This window comes from Crocosphaera sp. XPORK-15E, assembly GCF_034931425.1.
In the GTDB taxonomy this organism is placed as follows: domain Bacteria; phylum Cyanobacteriota; class Cyanobacteriia; order Cyanobacteriales; family Microcystaceae; genus UHCC-0190.
On the sequence record NZ_JAYGHQ010000027.1, the window covers coordinates 1 to 22,750 of the forward strand.

Below are 22,750 nucleotides of genomic sequence, written 5' to 3' on the forward strand. Positions count from 1 at the left end.
ACTTGGTTCTCTGCCTTCCCACACACCACAGGCATTAAACCATGAAAGATAATGCACCCCATGTAATAACAGCGACTTTTCTCAAACCCCAGGATACAAAAGTTATTGTACAGAAGCGGTTAGGAGAACTTGAGCAACAGCTTGAATTAATCACTAATTACCCTCAACCATTAGTTAAAAAGGCCCAGGGAAAAAGACGTAGTGAAATCCTTGATTTAACTCTACAAATTAATCAGTTAAATTCTGTTGTTTTTACTGAATTTGATGAGGCTTTATCAAATAAAGATGAGGGGGGAACTATGTCAGAAATGAAGGAAATATTTGTGAATGAAATAGCAGAAAAAATGGTTACGAAAACATCAGAGATAGACTACAAAACTGACCATCAACAATCAACAACAGAAATAGAAATCGTTGAATCCCCTGAAACTTCAAATAGTGAACCTTTATCTGCGACTTTTCTTCAAAACTCCGCATCTGACCTAACGGACGCAAATCATGAAATCATCCATTTAGATTTAGAAGAAGTCCGTAGAGATGGGGGAACTCAACCCAGGACGAAAATTGACATACACCATATCAAACGCCTTGAAGAACAGATGGAGAATGGTCAGGAAATTGAGCCAGTCGTTGTCTTCTATGATGGTACAAATTATTGGTTAGCTGACGGGTTTCATCGTTGGAATGCCCACCGAAACCAAGAAGAACCGACTATTAGGGCTATAGTTCATCAGGGTTCAAGACGAGATGCTGTACTCTATTCAGTTGGGGCTAATGCTGACCATAAACCCGCTTTGCCGAGGTCACGGGCTGATAAACACAGGGCTGTGTTGACTTTACTCAATGACCCTGAATGAAAACAGTGGAGCGATCGGGCAATTGCCCGACAGTGTAAGGTTTCTCAACCCTTTATCTCTAAGTTACGAAAGACCCTCACTGATAACGTTATCAGTGACAATTCTCCATCTCTCACTGATAACGTTATCAGTAACAAAAGTTCACAATCTTTAACTGGGGAATCATCCAGTGACGACCTGCGGATTTATCGAACCAAGCACAGAACCATCGCCACAATGAACACTGCTAATATTGGTAAAACTCAAGATGAGGCGTTGACAGATACTACTATCAAAGTCACTACCGATGAGATATTGATCGCTTTTTTGAGTAACATTGAGTATATGAGCGAGGCTCAAGTCGAAGCGGCCGTTAAGGCGATCGCTTACTATAAACCAGAGATGATTAAACGATTGGGGTTATTAGACGGATAATTTAACAGCAAAGTCTTTACAAATTAACATTGGTGAAGTGGCCACCATTATAGTTAAAGATAACCCCGATTTAAGAGGTGCAGGCGGTGCTGCTTGTTATTACCGCAGTCCATATTGTCCAGTTTATGGAGAATAGATCGGACTTGGTTGACTGAGTTTGAAGAAAGATTATTACAATTTGTTGAAGGAAATCTGAACTAGAACTCTGTAAGAATTTATTTATTTTGCTTTTTTTTCATAAATGTGATCTGAATCACAGAAAACAGCGATCCTTCTCCGTGACATTTCTGTAATTTCTGGGAATACTAAAAGAAGAACCAAAAACGGAGAAAATAAGCTTGTTGACCAGTTTAGCTGATAGACCATTAAAAGTATCTCCAATGGCGGAAGAAAATCAGAGTCCTTCTCTCATCCAACTTCCTCCTAGAACTGCCCCTCGATTCCACTTATATACTACTGATAATTCTGGTTTTCGATAACTCAAGACGTTATTATTAAAATATCTCTATTTCGAGGCGTTGGCAATGGGGTATTTTTTAGCGCATTGTTAAGTTGACGGCATTAATTGGGAATACTAAGGAAACATTCAAACCTAAATTATTACTGTTCACAGTATATGACTTCAAAATCAATCTATAGGAACTTAAATGTCTTCTCTAGAAACTAAACAATTAAGCGAGAGATTTGAACATTTATTATCGGTGATGTCGGGGAATCGATTTCTTCAAAAGCAGGGGATTGGTAATGAAGTTCCCTTTTTTATCTGCCCCTATCAACCTCAAGAAAGTATGAATATGGAACTTATTCAAAAGCAACTGATTAAGCAATTGCATCAGAAAGGAGTTCGTGTACTAGAAATTAACCTCTATGATCTTTCTCTTAAATTGCTCCAAAAACGGGAAATATTTGAGCAAATTCTTGAGATAGAATCGTCGGTATCTAAAGGGGAATTAAAGGAACTTTTACAAAATGTATTGGATTCTGAGGAGCATCTAATTCCTACTATTTCTAAAATCCTTCAGGACAGTGAATTCGATATTCTATTCTTATCAGGGGTTGGTGAAGTTTTTCCTTATATTCGCTCCCATAATGTTCTCAATAATCTACAAAGTACAGCTAAAGATAAACCGACTGTAATGTTTTTTCCAGGGAAATATACCCATTCTCTGGAGTCGGGAGCTTCCCTCGATTTATTTGGACTTTTACAGGATGACAAATATTATCGGGCATTCAACATTTACGAATACAAAGTTTAAGGAAAAAAGTATCATGAAGTTAAGAACTATTTTTAATCAGCAAGTAGATCGTCCCATTGAAGGGGTAATTAAAGCTGATGCTAATGATGAGGTTAGTCTCCATATTGAACTTGAAGAGTATGTTCTCACTAATGAAGTAGAAAAACGATTAGAAACTTTTTTAGAAGCTTACAACAACTATACAGGGGTCAATGGAGTCTGGATATCTGGTTTTTTTGGCTCTGGTAAATCCCATCTATTGAAAATTTTGGCGTTGTTGTTAGAAAATCGTAGGGTAAAAAATAGTCCGGTTATTGATAGATTTTTGCCTAAATGTCAAGATAATAAAATTCTACAGGGTGATTTAAAACGAGCCGTTACTATTCCTTCTAAAAGTATTCTCTTTAATATTGACCAAAAGGCGGATGTTACCAGTAAAACGGCGTTTGATGCCTTATTATCTGTCTTTTTTAAAGTATTTAATGAAGCTTGCGGTTATTATGGAAAACAAGGCTATATTGCTCAGTTTGAAAAAGATTTAGATAGTCGAGAACTCTATGGTGAATTCCAAATAGCCTATGAAAAGGTTTCTGGAAAACCTTGGGAACGAGGACGGGAACAGGTGCTTTTAGAGAAGAAAAATATTGCCGTTGCTTATGCTGAAATAACAGGGGAAACTGTAGAAGATTCAAAAGGGATTTTAGATCAGTATCGTCAGGATTATAAGCTATCGATAGAAGGCTTTGCTAAAGAAGTTAAAGCTTTTATTGATAAACAATCCCCTAATTTTCGGCTTAATTTTTTTGTAGATGAGGTGGGACAATATATCGCAGAAAATGTCAAACTAATGACCAATCTTCAAACCATTGCTGAAAGTTTAGCTACTAAATGTCAAGGCCGTGCTTGGGTGGTTGTTACTGCACAAGAAGATATGGAAACGGTATTAGGAGAAATGGGAAATCATCAAACTAAGGATTTTTCCAAAATTCAAGACCGTTTTGCCAATCGCATGAAATTAACCAGCCGTGATGTGGCAGAAGTTATCCAAAAACGTCTGTTGCTGAAAAATGAGGAAGGTATTAGACTCCTTTCAGAGATTTTTGAGCAACAACAGCACAATTTACCCACATTGTTTCGTTTTACGGATGGCTCGACGGATTACCGTAATTTCCAAGATAAAGACCATTTTATTCAGTGTTATCCTTTTATTCCTTATCAGTTTACCCTTTTCCAGTCCGCTATTCGCGGGCTGTCCCAACATAATGCGTTTGAAGGAAAACATAGTTCGGTGGGGGAACGTTCAATGTTGGGAGTTTTCCAAGAGGTTGCTATCTCTATTGAAGGACAGGACATTGGTGGTTTAGCGACTTTTGATTTAATGTTTCAAGGAATTCGTTCAACGTTGAAATCTAATATTCAGAGTGCCATTATTCTCGCCGAAGATAATCTCAATAATCCTTTTGCTGTCCGTCTGCTCAAGGCGTTATTTTTGGTTAAATATGTAGAAGGATTTAAGGCTAATTTACATAATTTATCTATTTTAATGTTAGAAGAATTTGAGCAGGATATTTCAGCCTTGAGAAATCAAGTTCAAGAAGCTTTAAACTTACTAGAACAGCAAACTTATATTCAGCGAACAGGTGAGTTATACGAATATTTAACGGATAAGGAAAAAGATATTGAGCAGGAAATTAAAAATACAGAAGTTGAAGTGAGTAAGGTTTTAGAAGAATTAAATAGATTAATTTTTGATGAGATTATAAAAAATTCAAAAATTCGCAATGGGGATGGCACACAAGATTATCCCTACTCCCGTAAAATTGATGGGACACTTTATAAACGGGAATATGAATTAAGCATTCAAGTGATTACCCCCTTTTCTGGGCAACATGAACAAGAAACAGCGTTACAGATGGATAATATGGGACGAGATGAGTTATTAATTATTATTCCTTCTGATGACCGTTTCGTGAGTGATTTTATAATGTATAAAAAAACCGAAAAATATTATCAACAGAATATCTCTGTGACTCAGCACGAAGCAGTTAAAAGTATTTTAAATCAAAAAAACCAAAGCAATGAACAACGTTATGGTGAGATTAAAAACAAGGTTAAAAGTTTATTAGGAAAAGCCAAATTATTTGTCGCAGGAACTGAGTTAGACATTAGTAGTAATGATGCTCAAATCCGTATTATTTCAGGATTTCAGAAGTTAATTAGTCGTGTTTATCCCCATTTAAAAATGTTGGCAGGGGTGACTTACAAAGCAGAACAAGTTAATGATTTTCTGCAACATTCTCAAGAAAGTTTGTTTGCTAACGATGTAAACCCTTTGAGTGAACCAGAAAAAGAGGTTTTCAGCTTTATTCAAATGAACGAGAAACGGGGGTTGCGTACTTCAATGAAGTCTCTTAAGGAACATTTTGAACGTAAACCCTATGGTTGGAGTGAGGGGGCAATGTTATGTATGGTGGCTAAACTCTGTGCTAGAGGGAAGCTAGAAGTGCAAACAGAGGGCAATTTATTAGAAGCTGAGGCATTAGTTGAAGCCATTAGTAATTCTGGTAATTACAATAATGTTTTATTACAGCCACAGCAAGAATTTACATCTTCGCAGGTACGAAAACTTAAGGATTTTTATGAGGATTTTTTTGCTCAACCTTGTGGAGATAATGAACCAAAAATAATTTATCAGAAAACAAAAGAAGGATTTAAGGAACTTAGGCAGTTTATTCAAGAACAACTTTTAGAAGTGGAAAAATATCCTTTTTTATCAACTTTAGAACCTGTTCTTCAAACCATCAATGATATTTATAGTAAACCCTATGATTGGTATCTAACGGATTTATCTCGTCAAGAGGATGAATTATTAGAAATTAAAGAGGATGTGATAGATCCAATTCGGAGTTTTATGCAGGGAGGACAAAAACATATTTATGATGATGCTCAACAGTTTTTAGAGTCTCAAAAGCCTAATTTTAATTATATTATTAGCGATAAGTTATCTCCAATAATAACGGCTCTGGCAGATTCTCAATGCTTCAAAGGAAATCGAATGCAGCAAGTTAAGGGTTTAGTGGAGTCGGTAACAGCCGAAATATCAATACAAGTTAAGACGGAAATTGAACAAGCACTCGCAGAAATCAGAGTGTTACAAGAACGCATGAGTAATATGGCGGAGTTTTCTCAACTTTCCTCTGAACAACTGCAAGAAATACTCCAATCTTTTGAGGATTGTTGTGATTCTATTGCTCAAGAATATTTGATTGCGGTGATTCGCAGTACCTGTCAACAGTTTAAAACAGATACTTATGCTCAGTTACTCTCAAAAATGACTAACTGGGCTGAAGAAAATTCTGTTAGTGAGAATCAATCTAACGAAAAATATACTGTTTCTTCGTCATCAGGAAAAACAAGTCGGGTTAAAGAGTCAAATACTCAATATGTATCTAGTCAAATTATTAAGGTTAATTTTAATAAAGCATGGCTGGCAGATGAAACAGATGTGGAGGATTATTTAGTAGCGATGCGTGAGGCTTTAATGACAGAAATTAAGCAAGGTAAACGAATTCAAATTTAAAGAGTGGGAAATGGGCAGTGGAGAGCAACTATTTACTATGATATAGGGAGTTCGGAATTCTTTAGGAAGATGAAAAGATGATTACATCATTAGAACTTAAAAACTTTACAGCCTTTCGCAGCTTAGAAATCGATTTTTCTCCGAAGATTAATGTCATTATAGGGGAAAATGGGACGGGTAAAACTCATTTATTGAAAGCTGCTTATACTTTAAGTTCTGGTTACAAACTTTTTAGTAAGCAATCGTCAGTTGAAGCGTCAGATTTAAAGAATTTTTTAACTGAGCGATTAATCCGTCTTTTTCTTCCTTTAGATAATAAATTAGGAAAACTTCATCACACAGGAGCAGAAGAAAAGGCAGAATGTACTATTAATTTTTCTCTAGAGCAAATGCTGAAAATTAGTTTTTTTAATAACTCCCAATTTGTGAATATTATGGAGAATCAAAATTATAAGCAATATCAAAAAATTCCTGTTTTTATTCCTACCAAAGAAAGTTTATCCTTTATGGAGGGAATGCTTAGTCTTTACGATAGGTATAAAATGACTTTTGATGAAACCTATCGAGATATTTGGTCACTTCTAGATTTACCTGTTATCCGTTCTGAAAATCTTCATGAAAAATCCAAATGGGCCATTGAAGAAATTGAAAGTATCTGTGGTGGAAAGTTTATCTTTTATGGAGGAGGTAGGGTAAATTTTAAAGTTAAAAATATAGAATATTCTGCTAATGCGATCGCTGAAGGGTTTCGTAAGATTGGAATATTATCTCGGTTATTAGAAACAGGAGCAATTCAACCTGGTATTAGTGGGGCCTTATTTTGGGATGAACCCGAAGGAAGTATCAACCCTAAATTAATGAAGTTATTAGTAAAAATTTTATTAGAATTATCTCGTAATGGTCAACAAATCATTATAGCTACTCATGATTATGTGTCTTTAAAATGGTTTGATTTACTAATAGATGAACAGCAAGAAGATGAGATTATTTATCATAGTCTCTATCGAGAACCAGAAAATAAGGAATTAAAAGTTCATAGTACCAAGGAATATCTGGAAATTTACCCTAATCCAATTGATGAGGCTTTTGAGGCATTAATTAATGCAGAATTAGATAAAACAATGGGAGATTTGGGAAGGTGAGAATAATTTGTGATGGTTTCGAGTTTGATTTTACTGACGCTTTAGATGTTTTTATTTTTGATGAAACAGATAGAAATAAATCTCATTATCACGGTTTAAGTCATGCGATGAAAGCGGTAGATATAATTGTCGAATTGACAGATTATTACTTGTTTATTGAGGTTAAAGCTTTTCATGAACCAGAACAATATCAAAATTCAACACCTTTTAATCATTTACGAGAAATTCTGAAGTATAAATATCGAGATACTTGGCTATATCGGTGGGGTGAAAATAAAATTGATAAACCCATTAAATATCTCTGTTTGCTAGAATTAGAGACTCCTCTTTTATCTCGTATGAATAAGGAATTACGTCGGCAAATCCCTGTTGGGAAAGCAGAGATAAGATGGAATCAAGAAATTTGTAATAGTTGTAGTGTGTTTAATTTTGAACTGTGGAATCAGCGATTTAGATTATGGCCTGTAACAAGATTATTTTGACAAATTTGCTCTTTTTAACTATCATCATTGTTGATAAATTTGTCGTAATTCGATTAAGTTATTAGCGGTTCTAATTGTTTCTAAAATTTGATCGAGTAATTCTACATTTTCAAGGGAACGAATTTCTGACATTAATTCTAATCCTTGAGAACCAAATTTGAGTTCTAATCCTAATGCAATACCTTTAATGAGTTCTTGTTTACGTCCTCGGTTTAAAATTTCTTGATACCAAGGAGATTGTTCTAAAACAGCCATATCCCACCTCATAATTTGTTGAACTAAGGGAATCTCTAAGACAAAACTAGCAAAAAAAGCCATTAATGGCTCTAATTCATTTAATTGTTCATCAGAACGTAACATTTGTAATGCTTGTCTGATAATAGTTTCTTGATTACCTCCTTTGAGAATGGGCGTAAAAGGCAGTAGAGAATTGAGAGATTGATTAAAAACTTGTTCTACTGGCACTTCCCAAAGATTGATGACATGATAATCTTGTTGAACTTGTAAACCTCGAAAATGAGACTGATAGGAAGTAGCAATCTCCCTGTTACCACTGGGTTCTAAAATATTAATGAGAACAGGATAAACAGGTAAATTAAATTTTTCCCTTGCTAAAGCGGCATAAGCTGTCATACGCTGAGGCATTTTGGCAGTATAGCGCAGTTGCAGTTCATTAAGTACCAGAAATTCTCCATCGGTGGGAGTATAGGCACGAATCAAAACATCCGTATCTCGATTCACCCATTGAAATTCTGTGGTAATAATTTCTCTTGCTTGAACCTCTGAGGTTTCCATTACCCATTGTACCCAAGGGGTCGGAGATAAACTGATTAATCTTTTACTTCCAATATCAGCTGGTTTTGCCATAAATCAAATTAGAACCGTTGTTAATATCTTTTAGGATAAAATTAATGTATGGATACATCAAGACTCAAAAAATTCGCTCAGTATGCTCGTCGTTATCTCAGGGAACAGGTAACGACCAAGATTGGGGTAGTATTAGCTCAAAATAGTGCAGCAAGACGAGAAAATCCTGAAGCTGTTAACAAGTTAGCGGAAAAAATCGAAATTTCTGGTAAAGAACAGGTTATTGAACAGGTTGCTTACACTTGGTTTAACCGTTTTTGTGCTTTACGGTTTATGGATAGTAACCGTTATAACTCCATTGGGGTTATATCTCCTGCTGTGGGGCAATTTCAGCCTGAAATCTTGGCTGAGGCAAAAATGGGGCATATTGATGAGGATATGCTATCTTCACAGGGACAACAGCAGATTTTTGACTTATTAAGCGGTACTGCACCCAGTCCTGATGCTCAAGGGGAGGTCTATCGTTTATTAATTGTAGCAGTCTGTAATTATTATCATCAGGTAATGCCTTATTTGTTTGAGCGAATTGATGATTATACGGAGTTATTAATGCCAGATGATTTGCTGTCGGGTAATTCAATTTTGGCTTATACTCGTGAGGCAATGACTCCTGAAAATTGTGAGAGTGTGGAGGTTATTGGATGGTTATATCAGTTTTATATTTCTGAGAAGAAAGATGAGGTTTTTGAGGCTCTTAAAAAGAATAAAAAAATCACACCCGAAAATATTCCGGCTGCTACTCAGTTATTTACTCCTCATTGGATTGTTCGTTATTTAGTAGAAAATTCTTTGGGGCGTTTATGGATGTTAAATCATCCTCATTCTCGTTTAATTAAAGTTATGGATTATTATATTAAGCCAGAAAATGATCCCCCCCAACCCCCCTTAAAAAGGGGGGAGTTTGATGAAGATTCTTTAAAAAGGGGGGAGTTTGATGAAGATTCTTTAAAAAGGGGGGAGTCTGATGAAGATTCTTTAAAAAGAAGGGAGTCTGATGAAGATTCTTTTAAAAGAGGGGAGTCTGATGAAGATTATTTAAAAAGGGGGGAGAGTGATGAAGATTACTTAAAAATCAATTCTCCTGAAGATTTAAAAATTTGTGACCCTGCTTGTGGTTCAGGACATATTTTAGTCTATGCTTTTGATTTACTTTATGCTATTTATGAGGAAGAAGGTTATACACCCAGTGAGATTCCTACAAAGATTTTAACTCATAATCTTTATGGCATTGAAATTGATGAACGGGCAGGAAGTTTGGCGGCGTTTGCGTTAACAATGAAGGCTAGGGAGAAGCAAAGACGGTTTTTTCGTAAACCGATTCAACCCCAGATTTGTGTGTTGAAAAAGGTTGAATTTTCTAAGGATGAGTTATCGTCTTATCTGGATTTTGTGGGGCGAGATTTGTTTACTGCACCTTTATTAGAGACTTTACAGGAGTTTAATGAAGCTGATAATTTTGGGGCGTTAATTCGTCCTACGGTGACAGATGTACAGGGGATGATAGGGTTATTAAAGAAGCGAAATGTAGAAAGTCAGTTATTGTTATATAAGACCCATGAAAAGGTGATGGATGTGTTAACTCAGGCTGATTTTTTAAGCCCTAAGTATCACATTGTTGTTGCTAATCCTCCTTATATGGGTGGTAAGGGTATGAATAATCGGTTAAAGGCTTTTTTACAGGATAATTATAGTGATGTAAAATCTGATTTATTTTCGGCGTTTATAACTCGTAATACTGAATTAACTTTATCAAAGGGTCAACTTGGATTTATGACTCCGTTCGTTTGGATGTTTATTTCTTCTTATGAAAAGTTACGAGAATTTTTAATTAATCAAAAAACACTTACTTCATTAATTCAGCTTGAATATTCTGGTTTTGAAGGTGCAACTGTTCCTATTTGTACTTTTACTCTGGAAAATTCTTATAAACCTCAATTAAAAGGTGGATATATTAAATTATCCGATTTTAGAGGGGCAGATAATCAAGCCCCTAAAGCATTAGAAGCGATAAAAAATCCTAATTGTGGTTGGTTTTATCGGGCTTCTGCGAGTGATTTTAAGAAGATTCCGGGATGTACGATCGCTTATTGGGTAAGTGATAGAGTTAGAGATATTTTTACTTCAGATAAGGTTTTTGAAAGTTATGCTACACCCCGTCAAGGATTAGGAACGACTAATAATGACCTTTTTACAAAATTTTGGGTAGAGGTTAATTTTAATACAATTGTTTTTAATTGCAAAAATAAAAGTGAGGCTTTAGAGTCAGGTGGAAAATGGTTTCCATATTCTAAAGGAGGGGGTTTCAGAAAATGGTACGGGAATGAAACAGATCTTGTAAATTGGAAGAATGATGGAGAAGCAATTCGCAAAGCTTTAATTGGAAAAAATCCTAATATTCCGCGTTCTGAAAAACATTATTTTAAAGAGGGAATAACTTGGGGGTTAATAACCAGTGCTAAATTTAGTGCTAGATTTTCGCCAGTGGGGGGTATTTTTGATGTGGGGGGGTCTAAGGCATTTCCTCCTAAGCAATTAAATACTTACTTTTTAGGTTTACTGAATAGTAAATTAACAGAATTATTACTCAAAACATTAAATCCTACTCTAAATTTTCAGGTTGGAGATTTAAAAAAAATCCCGTTGAAATCCCCAGAGTTTATCGTATTAGATGTTAAACTTTTGATAAAATTGTTAATTGATTTTGCAGAAATTGACTGGAACTCATACGAAACATCATGGAATTTTACAACCTTTCCGCTTTTAAGAGTGGAGAGTGGAGAGTGGAGAGTGGACAGTAAAGAAGAAGCGAATAGTGGACAGTTTATAATTGATAGTAGAAATAAAGAAAAGACTCCCCGCTTACCCGTCAAAACTCCCCTAAAAGAAACCTATCAAACCCTACGCCAACAATGGCAAGAAATGACCTTAGAAATGCAGAAACTAGAAGAAGAAAATAACCGTATATTTATCGAAGCTTATGGACTACAAGACGAATTAACCCCCGATGTTCCCTTAAAAGAAATCACCTTAACCTGTAACCCCCATTATCGTTATAACAGCGATAAACCCCAAGAAGAACTAGAAAACTTACTCCTAGCAGATACCATCAAAGAATTTATCTCTTATGCAGTGGGTTGTATGTTTGGGCGTTATTCCCTAGATAAAGAAAGCTTAATTTTAGCCAACCAAGGCGACACTATTGAAGACTATTATAGAATTGTCAATGAGGAATTAGAAATTAGTAGCCAGAGATTAGCAGAAGAAGAACTAACCCCTAAACTAACCCCTGCATTTACTCCAACAGAAACCAACGTTATCCCCATCCTTGAAGGTGACTGGTTTACCGATGATATAACCGAACAATTCCGTCAATTTCTGCGTGTTACCTTTGGGGAAGAAAACTATCAACAAAACCTAAACTTTATCGAAGAAGCCATCAATAAAGACATCGAAAAATACTTTGTTAAAGACTTTTATAATGACCATGTTAAACGCTATAAAAAACGCCCGATTTATTGGTTATTTAGTAGCCCAAGAGGAACATTTAACGCCTTAATCTATCTCCATCGTTATCGCCCTAATACCGTTAATATAGTCCTTAATAATTATCTACGGGAATTTCGTACAAAACTACAAGCAAGACTAGAAACCCTAAAACAAATTGAAATTAGTGCTAGTGCTTCAAAAACAGAAAAAACCAAAGCATTAAGAGAAACCGAACAGATCAAAAAAATGCTCAGAGAATTAGAAGATTATGAACAAGAAATCCTCTATCCTTTAGCCATAGAACAAAAAGAAATTGACCTTGATGATGGGGTAAAAGTCAACTATGAAAAATTTGGTAAAGCCCTGAAAAATGTAACAGGATTAAGTTAAACTATGGATATTTTAAATCAAATTAATCTCAAACAAACTATTATTAAAGTCTTAGAAAATTATCTAAACTTTCTTGGTTCAGATCTCGAAAGTGAGATTCAATTAGTCATTGATGAAACTAAAGATCATTACCTTCTCATTGAAACAGGTTGGCATCATGAACTTTAATACTTCTAACCTCACCTTTCGCCAACTTCTGGGTAATGGACTTATTTACCATGTCCCCCCCTTTCAACGAGATTATTCATGGACAGAAGATGAATGGGATGACTTATGGCAAGATATTCTCGGATTATTTGAAGAAGACGGCGAACCAGCCCATTATATGGGTTATTTAGTCCTACAGTCCTCTAACAATAAACAATTTGATATTATTGATGGACAACAACGAATGACCACCCTCAGTATCATGATTCTCGCAGGGTTAGCCTATTTAGAAGACCTAGTAAATGCCAATCTTGATGCAGACAGAAACCGTCGCCGCAAAGAACAATTGCAAAATAGTTATATTGGTTATGTTGACCCCGTAAGCCTTGTTCCTCGCTCAAAATTAGCACTTAATCGCCATAATAATCGCTTTTATCAAACTTATCTCGTTCCCCTTGAACCCCTACCCCGTCGAGGGTTAAATGCGTCAGAACACTTGTTACGCCAAGCCTTTGAATGGTTTAAAAGTCGTTTTAAGACAAAATTAGGCACACAGTCTAATAGTGGCGAACAGTTAGCCGCCTTTATTGATTCTCTGGTAGATAAGCTATTTTTTACCGTTATTACCGTTACCGATCAACTAAACGCCTTTAAAGTCTTTGAAACCCTTAATGCGCGGGGTGTGCGCCTATCTGCTACTGATTTACTGAAAAACTACCTATTTTCCTTAATTAGCACCGCCCAAACCCATGAAAATGAGTTAAAATCTCTCGAAGATCGTTGGGAACGAATAGTAGGATTATTAGGAAGTGAAAGCTTTCCCGAATTTTTGCGAGTTTATTGGAATAGTCGCCATAAATTAGTCAGAAAATCCGATTTATTTAAAACCATTCGCCGTCAAATTACCACCCGTGAACAAGCCTTTAAATTAGTCAGAGATTTGGATCTTTCAGCAGAAATTTACGCTGCACTACGAGATGCCCAGGATGAACGCTGGGAAAAAGCCGAAAAAGAAGCCTTAAGACAATTACAAATGTTTAGTGTGCGTCAACCCCTAACGATGCTGATAAGTTGCTATGAGCGTTTTTTTGCAACAGAACGTCAGTCTTTTCGCAAAATTCTAGGAGCGATCTCAATTATCTCCTTTCGCTACAATATCATCTGTAGCTTGCCCAGTAATGAGCAGGAAGGGCTGTATAATGAAATTGCTTGCAAAACCTCTCAAGGAAATTACAACACCTATCGAGACGTTTTAGAGGCATTGCGAGAGCTATATCCAGAAGATATCCCATTTCAGGCAGCTTTCTCCGAAAAAGAGCTACGCACCACCAGTAGTCGCAATAAAAAAATCGTCCGTTATATTTTGTTTGAAATCGAAAAACAACGGTATGAACACGCCTTTGATTTTGAAAGTGCCACTTATAATCTAGAACATATTCTTCCTGAAAATCCAGATCTAGTGTGGAATTATATCGAAGAAACCCAACAAGACCGTCTTATTTATCGTTTAGGAAATATGACCCCCTTAGAAACTGCCCGTAACCGAGAATTAGGGAATGGAGACTATTGTGTTAAACGAAAAGTTTATCAACAAAGTGATTTTGAGATCACCAGGGCGATCGCCAAACATTACGACACATGGGATGGACAAAAGATCGAATCTCGGCAAAAACAGTTAGCTAAAGTCGCCACTAATATCTGGCGTATCGACTTTGGGGGTTAATTTTGGATAAAAATATCAGTCAAGCACTACATAAACTATTTGAGCGTCATCGTATTGTTTTCTGGTATGACACCGAAAAAGAGTTACGCTCAGATTTCGAGAAATTAGAATTAGAGGACATTGAAAAAATTGAGATTAACAATCATGAATTTGGTATAAAATACCGAATTTTACGAGAAAAACCTCAACAAAAATTTCTGCTGTATCATGAAGGAAAAGAACCGGATTATTTAGATAACTGGTTGCTAGACATACAATTAGCACAGGGAAAATTTAGCACAGATCAAGTATCCCTTTGGCTGACAGAATTAGAATTAGGACTAGAATTTGTCGATGTCGTTGAGCCTCATAGTGAATTTTTTCGGTCTAGTGAACGTCGAGAAGCCCTAAAACAGTTACTTCACCCTCATGATACAAAAACCGCCATTCGGCTAAAAATGTTAGCCATCTGCACCGCCGCCGAACCGCGACTAGATTCTATTTTAGAACGACTATTAGAAGAATATTCCCAAGAACGTGACAAAAAATTTAAACTCTGCGATCGCACTCAATTAACAGAATTTCTTTGGCAACAAATGAAACAAGTTTATGGCTACAGTTCCGAACAATTAAGTATCAAAGATTTTGTCATAGAACTCTTTAAATCATGTTATACAATTGCCATAGATGGAGAGGGGAAACTAACAGAAGATGCCCTTGTTTTTCTCAAAAGATGGAAAGATAGCCGTCAATTTGAACAATCTTTTGAAAGCTTATCTCATCAGTGTGCCGAAAATCTCAAAATTGAAGAAAAACTTAACCAGCGATATTATCAAGAACTTCTCGAAATTGACTATTTTCGCTTAATTGACCAAAAAATTATTCATGATCTCGTTCAAGCCGTTAGTGATCGAACCATTGCGACTAATGAAGTAACAAATAATATTGTCCGTCAACGGAAACAAGGACATTGGTATCGAGAATTTGAACATTTTTATGAAGCTATTAACTATGCCTCGCAGTTTATTCATGTCTTAGATGAAGCTAACTTATCAATCGAATCTATCAAAGATGGTTTTGAAAAATATTGCAAATCTTGGTTTAAAATTGACCAACTCTACCGTAAATTTATTTTCCATATTAGTAAATCTGCTAATCCCACTCTGACAGAAAAATTAAGTGAACAAATTGAAAACCTTTATTCAAATCACTATCTTTTAAAACTTAATAATCATTGGCAAGTCATGATAGATAGTATTAGGCAATGGCAGACGATTGAATTGCCTTCTCAGCGACGTTTCTTCTCGAAATGGGTAGAACCTTTCCTCAAAAAAGATAAAAAAGTCTGTGTGATTATTTCTGATGCCTTACGATATGAAATTGGTGATGAATTAGTAAGTCTTATTCGTCAAGAAGATCGTTATGAAGCCACCCTCGACGCGGCTGTTACTCTGTTACCTAGTTATACTCAACTGGGAATGGCCGCACTTCTTCCCAATGAGACTCTAGAAATTATTGATCATCCTAATGCGATTGTTAATGTGGATAAACAAAGCTCCCAAGGCACTGTAAATCGTCGTAAAATACTAGAGAAAGCCTTTGAAAAAAGACAAAAAAAAGCAACGGCTATTCAAGCAAAAGAGTTACTAAAGTTAAACCGTGATGAGAGTCGTTCCCTATTTCGAGAGCATGATGTGGTTTATGTTTATCACAATCAGATTGATCAAATTGGAGATAAATTAGCCACTGAAGAACAAGTATTTAAGGCTGTTGAGGACACTTTTTCTGAACTCATTCTTCTTATTAAAAAACTGACAGGGGCTAATGCCAGCAACTTATTGATTACGGCGGATCATGGATTTATCTACCAACATCGTGCGATCGCCGATAGTGACTTTTCTAATGTCGAAGTAAAAGGTCATAAAATTATCAAAGAAAATAGACGTTTTGTGATTGGGGAAGGATTAAAAGAATCAGACGGACTACGAAAATTTAAAGTAGAAGATATCGGCTTAATAGGAGAACTAGAAATGCAAATTCCTAAATCTATTAATCGTCTAAGAATTAAAGGTTCAGGGAGTCGTTTTGTTCATGGAGGTGCAACCCTTCAAGAAATTATTATTCCTGTAGTTAAAGTTAATAAAAAAAGACGAGGTGATCTTTCTACGGTAGAAGTAGAAATTATTCGTAATTCTAGTTCAACCATTACATCAGGACAATTAGCTGTTACTTTTTATCAACAAGAACCAGCCACTGACAAAGTTCAACCCCGTATTCTTAAAGCGGGTATCTATACTCAAACAGGAGAGTTAATTTCTGATCTCCATGACCTTACTTTTGATTCTCCTTCGGAAAATCCAAGAGAACGAGAATTTCAAGTGAGATTTATCCTGACCAGTAACGCCAATATAATTAACAACAAAGAGGTCTTTTTACGATTAGAAGAAAAATTAGTTGATACTTCCCATTACGAAGAATATAAATCAGTTTCATATACTATCCGTCGCTCGTTCACCAGTGATTTTGATTTTTAATTTTGTCTAAGATTTAAAATGACTAGATAGAAGGAAACGACTAATCTTATCAAAAAAATTTCTATTAAGTAGATTATTAATTCTCACTCTCCACTTTCCACTCTCTACTTTCCACTCTCCACTCTCCACTTCCCACTTCTCTTAAAGTATGAGTAACCTTGACCAAAAAATTAATCAGTATTTTGAGGGATTAGTTGTCAGAAAAGACCTCGTTAAAGAAGTCAAAGGCAACGCTATTGTTCCTTCCTATGTTTTAGAATATCTACTTGGACAATATTGTGCCACCAATGATGAAGCCTCGATTCAAACAGGTATTGAAACCGTTAAAGAGATTTTACGGAGGCATTATGTTCATCGTAACGAAGCAGGATTAATTCGCTCCAATATCAAAGAGAAAGGACGTTACAAAGTTATTGATATAATTAGCGTTACTCTTAACGATAAAGCAGATGTTTATGAAGCTACTTTTGCCAATTTAGGTATTAAAAAAGTTTTGGTAGATTCAAGTATCGTCAAAGCCCATCCCAAACTGCTTGTTAGCGGAGTGTGGTCTATTGCTGATATTGAATATGAATTTGTAGAAAATAATAAAGCGTGTCCTTGGCTTTTATCCTCTCTAAAACCCATTCAATTATCCGACTTTAATTTTGATAATTATTTAGAAGCTCGTCAACATTTTAGCACCGACGAATGGATCAATCTTTTAATTCAAAGTGTGGGGTTTAATCCAGATTTTTTGAGTCGAAGAACTAAGCTCACTCAACTTATTCGTTTAATTCCTTTTTGTGAGCGTAATTATAATTTGATTGAATTAGGCCCCAAAGGAACAGGGAAATCCCATATATATTCTGAATTTTCACCTCATGGGATTTTAATTTCAGGTGGAGAAGTGACTGTTCCTAAACTATTTGTCAATAACGCCACAGGGAAAATTGGTCTAGTTGGCTATTGGGATGTGGTTGCTTTTGATGAATTTGCAGGAAAGCAAAAGCGTGTGGAGAAAGCTCTTGTAGATATTATGAAAAATTATATGGCTAACAAGTCTTTTTCTCGTGGAATTGAAACACTAGGAGCAGAATCTTCTTTAGTATTTGTGGGTAATACTCAACATACCGTGCCTTATATGCTTAAACACAGTGATTTATTCACAAATTTACCCCAAAAATTTTATGATTCTGCTTTTCTAGACCGTATTCACTTTTATATTCCAGGTTGGGAAATGGATATTATTCGAGGAGAAATGTTTTCCTCCGGCTATGGCTTTGTTGTAGATTATCTGGCTGAAATTCTCAGATTCCTGCGTAGCCATGACTATTCAGATCGTTATCAAAAATACTTTTCTTTGACTTCGGATATCTCGGCTAGGGATAGAGATAGCATTCATAAAACTTTTTCGGGTTTAATGAAACTGATCTTTCCCTGCGGGGAGGCAACATCAGAAGAAATGGAAAAAATTCTTCAATTTGCCATTGAAGGACGTAAAAGGGTCAAAGACCAGTTGATTAGAATGGATTCTACTTATCCTGCTGTCCATTTTGCTTATCTCAATCAATCTGGAAACTCCCAAGATGTTGTTACTCTTGAAGAACAGGAGTATCCTCAATATTACAACAAGATTATTCCTACAGAAAACCTTGACTCAACAATAACTTTACCCCCAGATTTCAACAGTCATAACAACCTTAAAGAACAAACGATAACAATTAATGAAAACCAAAAAGGAATTACCTTTGATCGCTTATTTGGCCCTTATATCCAAAAGGTGAATCAACTCACTATTATAGAACCCAACCTTAAAAACTCACATCAGATAGATAATTTTATAGAGTTTTTAGAAACTGTTATCAAGTTTAAGTCTGAAGAAGAAGAGATATTAATTCACCTAATTACCACCGATGATGAGTTTCAGGTAAAACCACAACATGAGGCTTTAAATAATATCGCTAAATCTTGTTCAACAGTTGGAATTGACCTAACTTGGGAAGTTGATTCTGCTAAAATCCAAGATGATAGTTGCCAAATTATTACCGCACATGGCTGGCAGATTATTCTTAGTCGAGGCCTTAACCTGTTTCAACAACATGACAAGAATAATATCTTTTCTTTTAGCAATCGACTTCAACAGTTAAGATTATGTAAGGCTTGTCAAATAACCTGTAAAAGAAAATTTGTTGATCATTAGACATCTCCAAAAGACCAGATTTGACCCCAATGCTACAAGGGTTTGAGGTTAAGTTCGGTCGATGTTTATTAGACATTTCCAAAAGACTAGATTTAGTTTGATAATACAAAAGTTTTAATTATTGAAAAGTAACTATTTAGAGCCACTCAGTTCGTTCATTGCTCATTAGAAATGCTATGCTAATCTTCAAAGAGTCGTGTTAGCCTTGATTGACCTTGATCATCCATGACTAAAATCATCGCTCTGTTTAATCAAGCGGGGGGGGTTGGCAAAACTACCCTAACCCTAAATTTGGGCTACCACCTTCAGCAACGCAACCATCGGGTTCTTCTCATTGATCTTGACCCTCAATCGTCGCTAACGATCTTTATGGGAGTTGACCCAGAAACCCTAGAAAAAACCCCCTTTGATGCACTGATTAATGAAGAACCCTTATTTATTCTCAAAGATATTCACGGCATGGATCTTGCTCCCACTAACATTACCCTCAGTGCCGCAGAAATGCAACTGGTTAATCTTGATTTCCGTGAAGTCAGACTTTCTGACGCAATCATTCCCCTTCAAAAAGACTACGATTTTATCCTGATTGACTGTCCTCCCAGTCTGGGATTACTAAGTTATACCAGTCTGGTGGCTGCTACCCATATTCTCATTCCCATCGAAACTCACTTTAAAGCCTTTCAAGGCACTAACTTACTCTTACAAACCATTGCTAGAGTCAAAAAACGGGGCAATAAATCATTACAAATTGCTGGCTTTATTCCTTCTCGTTTTGCCTCCACTAACTCCCAAGATAAGCGTACCCTCAAAGCGATTCATGAGCAATACGGTCAAGTTGCTAAAGTTTATAATCCTATTCCTCGCTTAACCGCTTTTGTCGATGCTTCAGAAGAACAAGTCCCTTTAGCTATCTACGAGCCGAAAAATACAGCTTTACAATATTTAGATACCATAGCCGCCGACTTAGAACAATTAACCTGAATTAAGAAGCGAAAAAACGGGGATTTGTTGCTTGTATCTGCCTCTGCCATTATCTAGGTATTGTCCTAAAAAAATTTACTGATAACGTTATCAGTAATTAGAAATGTACCTCAATTTAAAAGCCAACCTTTAAAATAGAGATGAAATTACAAAGACTTATCACCCTATAACAAAACTCCTCCTAACACAGAAATGACTCCTAAAAGCGATAAACCCTATAAAGCACAAGCTAATCTCGACATTCTTTTTGGAAGCAAAGAAACGGACTTACCCCCTCAAACTATTAAACTCAACGCCATTGTTCTGCCTGAAACACAACCCCGTCGTTACTTTGACCCGCAAAAACTAGAACAACTCACTGAATCAGTCAAAACTTACGGCATCTTAGAAAATCTCCTCGTTCGCCCCATTTCCGCACAACATGGAATCTATGAATTAGTGGCAGGAGAACGACGTTATCGTGCAGCGATCGCCGCCCAACTTGACACTGTTCCCGTAACCATTCGGGACTTGACCGACTCCGAAGCCTTAGAAATCGCCCTGGTGGAAAACCTACAACGAGAAGACTTAAACCCCGTCGAAGAAACCGAAGCGATTCTGCAACTTCTGGCTAATCACCTTAATTTTACTGAACTTTCAGCCGTTAGTTCTCTGCTTTACAAAATGCAGAATTTAGTGGCAAAAAAAATTACTGATAACGTTATCAGTAAAGAGCAAATAAACATGGTGCAACAGGTATTTCATGATTTAGGACGCATGGAATGGGAGTCCTTTGTCAGTAATCGTCTTCCTTTATTGAAGTTACCAGAGGAGGTGTTAGAAGCACTACGTCAAGGTTTGATTGAATACACCAAAGCCAAGACGATCGCCAGACTAAAAAACGATGAAAGCAGAGCAAGTTTATTGAATGAGGCCATAGAGCATAATCTCTCCCTCTCAGAGATTCGGCAACGGATTAAAACCATCAACCATGTCTCTGAAACCCCCTCCACTCACACTCAACTACAATCTTTGACTCATCGCTTAAATAAAAGTAAGCTCTGGGAGAAACAGCCCAAACAATGGAAGAAAATTCAGCAATGGTTAGATAAAATTGAGTCAATATTATCAGAAACTGAGAACGAAGAAATTAACCCACCGTCTCAAATATCTTCTAGTCAACCATCTGGCGGGATCGTTGACCCTTTAGAAAACAGCCAGGACACTCTGGTTAATCAACTAGCAAGTGAGGAAAAAATACTCTTAGAGGAGGAAATTAAAGAAGCTTCCCATCAAAACTTTCAACAGTCAACCGAAGATAATCATCAAGTCTTATCTAATCAGTTTGACAATGAGCTAAAAGTTGAAGAAGGCAAGAGACAAGAGGCTGATAAAAATTTAAACCAAGAGGGAACGTCTCACAACCCAGAAATATTAGTCAATCCTCAAGTTAACTCTGATGAAACTTTCCTATTAGAAACTGCACAAAATTCTGCTCATAAGAATGGTCAGCAAAGTCAACAACCGGATTTATTTAGTTTTGATAATCATGTATTCTCCTCCAACGAAACTAATCATGAGCCAACTAATCAGTTGAATAGGAAAACAGAGGAAGTTTTATCTAATAATAGTCAAGAAACTATCCGGTCAAAGCCTATAACTAATACGGTAAGTAACCAACAGCCTGATCCCCTTGACGGCGGAAATATAGGGTTCGTGTCACCAGACGCAACCATTGACGACGAACAACGGTCTTTTTTAACAGAGTTTTCAAATACCACTGAAATCTTGCCCATCGACTCAGAAAACACTATAGACGAATGCCGCTAACTTAAGCTTTTTGGAGAGACTGAAACCTTTATAAATCAGTGGTGTTCGCCGTATATTTAGACCTTAAGTTAGCGGCATTCGTAGATACATGGCTATTTTTAAGAATCTTGATATTTCTCAATGCCGTGAGGTTAGTTAGCTGCATCAGCAGAGGTATATTTGCTCTGTTCATGTGGGGGGATAACCACTAGATTGCTTCGCCGCATCGGTGTCAAGAGTATTGCAACAAAAATTTACAAAACGTTTATATTTCGTTACACTGTAAGGAAAGCCATCACACACAGAGTTATTATGATTACAATTCCTGAACCTTTAAAATCTCAATCTCGCGTCTTCGACTTAAAGGAGCGTCTTGACTAGGGTGAACCCGCGTTTACTCTCCTTGATGTGCGTTCGAGAGACGCTTTCAACGGCAGCCACATCACTGGTGCAGTCTCAATCCCGATGAATGAACTGGTTGAGCGGGCTTTATTTAATCTCGAATTAGTACGGGATATTTACATATACGGTTCTACTGACGAAGAAACCGCAACCGCCGTGGCCTTGCTCAAAGAAGCAGGTTATCAAAATGTAGCGGTCTTAATCGGTGGTTTGGCTGCTTGGAAAGGGGCGGGTTTTCCCTTTGAAGGAAATTAATTCTACCGTTGTTGCTTAATTCATCAGCGTAAAAAATCCGCGCAACTAACCAGTTAAATGTAAATTATCGCGCCGGAGGTCATGACCTTCGGCGCGGTGGCTTTGACAATTTCTTGCCGACTAATATCTTTAGAATAATCTTTATTTTCTTAGCTGGATTCCTTGGAGTTTGTTTATTCCTTATCTTTCTAAAAACCACCGACTTACCTCAATATTTAGATTTCTTTGGTTTAAGTTTATTGTTAATTATTGATAGTATTGTCTTCTTTCCCCTTTTTGAATTTCCTCGAAAAACTAAATACATTT

Annotated in this window: 15 protein-coding genes and 1 pseudogene; 15 read left to right on the top strand and 1 reads right to left on the bottom strand. The window is 36.4% G+C overall.

Annotated elements, in window-relative coordinates:
• The first annotated feature begins 41 nt into the window (after positions 1–41).
• From VB691_RS22495 to VB691_RS22520, 6 genes are all read left to right on the top strand, one after another.
• On the top strand, positions 42–857 hold the full coding sequence (locus VB691_RS22495) for a ParB N-terminal domain-containing protein (protein WP_323293769.1): 816 nt from the start codon (positions 42–44) through the stop codon (positions 855–857).
• A 216-nt stretch (positions 858–1,073) separates the two neighbouring features.
• Complete coding sequence (locus tag VB691_RS22500; protein WP_323293770.1) at positions 1,074–1,271, top strand: hypothetical protein; 198 nt, start codon at positions 1,074–1,076, stop codon at positions 1,269–1,271.
• 647 nt (positions 1,272–1,918) lie between these two features.
• Positions 1,919–2,527: a DUF1788 domain-containing protein gene (locus VB691_RS22505; RefSeq protein ID WP_323293771.1), complete on the top strand. Its 609-nt coding sequence runs from the start codon at positions 1,919–1,921 to the stop codon at positions 2,525–2,527.
• A gap of 13 nt (positions 2,528–2,540) precedes the next feature.
• The gene (gene brxC / locus VB691_RS22510) at positions 2,541–6,086 is read left to right on the top strand and encodes a BREX system P-loop protein BrxC (RefSeq protein WP_323293772.1); all 3,546 of its coding nucleotides are present in this window, start codon (positions 2,541–2,543) and stop codon (positions 6,084–6,086) included.
• 77 nt (positions 6,087–6,163) lie between these two features.
• Positions 6,164–7,228, top strand: coding sequence for an AAA family ATPase (locus VB691_RS22515; protein WP_323293773.1), 1,065 nt, complete (start codon positions 6,164–6,166; stop codon positions 7,226–7,228).
• Positions 7,225–7,710, top strand: coding sequence for a hypothetical protein (locus VB691_RS22520; RefSeq protein WP_323293774.1), 486 nt, complete (start codon positions 7,225–7,227; stop codon positions 7,708–7,710). The genes VB691_RS22515 and VB691_RS22520 overlap by 4 nt, the downstream gene beginning before the upstream one ends.
• 24 nt (positions 7,711–7,734) lie before the next feature.
• Here the strand turns inward: VB691_RS22520 and VB691_RS22525 are convergent, their stop codons facing one another.
• Entirely contained in the window at positions 7,735–8,577 is an 843-nt protein-coding gene (locus VB691_RS22525; protein WP_323293775.1) for an Rpn family recombination-promoting nuclease/putative transposase, read from the bottom strand.
• 48 nt (positions 8,578–8,625) lie between these two features.
• Between VB691_RS22525 and pglX the strand changes: the two genes are divergently transcribed.
• The 9 genes and pseudogenes from pglX to VB691_RS22570 form a co-directional block, all read left to right on the top strand.
• Complete coding sequence (gene pglX / locus VB691_RS22530) at positions 8,626–12,453, top strand: BREX-1 system adenine-specific DNA-methyltransferase PglX (RefSeq protein WP_323293776.1); 3,828 nt, start codon at positions 8,626–8,628, stop codon at positions 12,451–12,453.
• A gap of 3 nt (positions 12,454–12,456) precedes the next feature.
• Positions 12,457–12,621 (top strand): element excision factor XisI family protein, encoded by a 165-nt coding sequence (locus tag VB691_RS22535; protein WP_323293777.1) that lies wholly within the window; start codon positions 12,457–12,459, stop codon positions 12,619–12,621.
• Complete coding sequence (locus VB691_RS22540; RefSeq protein ID WP_323293778.1) at positions 12,611–14,323, top strand: DUF262 domain-containing HNH endonuclease family protein; 1,713 nt, start codon at positions 12,611–12,613, stop codon at positions 14,321–14,323. Before VB691_RS22535 ends, VB691_RS22540 begins: the two co-directional genes overlap by 11 nt.
• A gap of 2 nt (positions 14,324–14,325) precedes the next feature.
• Positions 14,326–16,836, top strand: a complete 2,511-nt coding sequence (pglZ, locus tag VB691_RS22545) for a BREX-1 system phosphatase PglZ type A (protein ID WP_323293779.1) — start codon at positions 14,326–14,328, stop codon at positions 16,834–16,836.
• Positions 16,837–16,984: 148 nt separating this feature from the next.
• Positions 16,985–19,018, top strand: coding sequence for a BREX system Lon protease-like protein BrxL (brxL, locus tag VB691_RS22550; protein ID WP_323293780.1), 2,034 nt, complete (start codon positions 16,985–16,987; stop codon positions 19,016–19,018).
• 225 nt (positions 19,019–19,243) lie between these two features.
• Positions 19,244–19,999, top strand: a complete 756-nt coding sequence (locus VB691_RS22555) for a ParA family protein (protein WP_323293781.1) — start codon at positions 19,244–19,246, stop codon at positions 19,997–19,999.
• A 192-nt stretch (positions 20,000–20,191) separates the two neighbouring features.
• Complete coding sequence (locus VB691_RS22560) at positions 20,192–21,808, top strand: ParB/RepB/Spo0J family partition protein (RefSeq protein WP_323293782.1); 1,617 nt, start codon at positions 20,192–20,194, stop codon at positions 21,806–21,808.
• 381 nt (positions 21,809–22,189) lie between these two features.
• Positions 22,190–22,444 (top strand): annotated as a pseudogene (locus VB691_RS22565) (rhodanese-like domain-containing protein); the annotation flags it as partial.
• A 113-nt stretch (positions 22,445–22,557) separates the two neighbouring features.
• A partial coding sequence (locus VB691_RS22570) for a hypothetical protein (RefSeq protein WP_323293783.1) occupies positions 22,558–22,750 on the top strand: 193 nt, incomplete at its 3' end.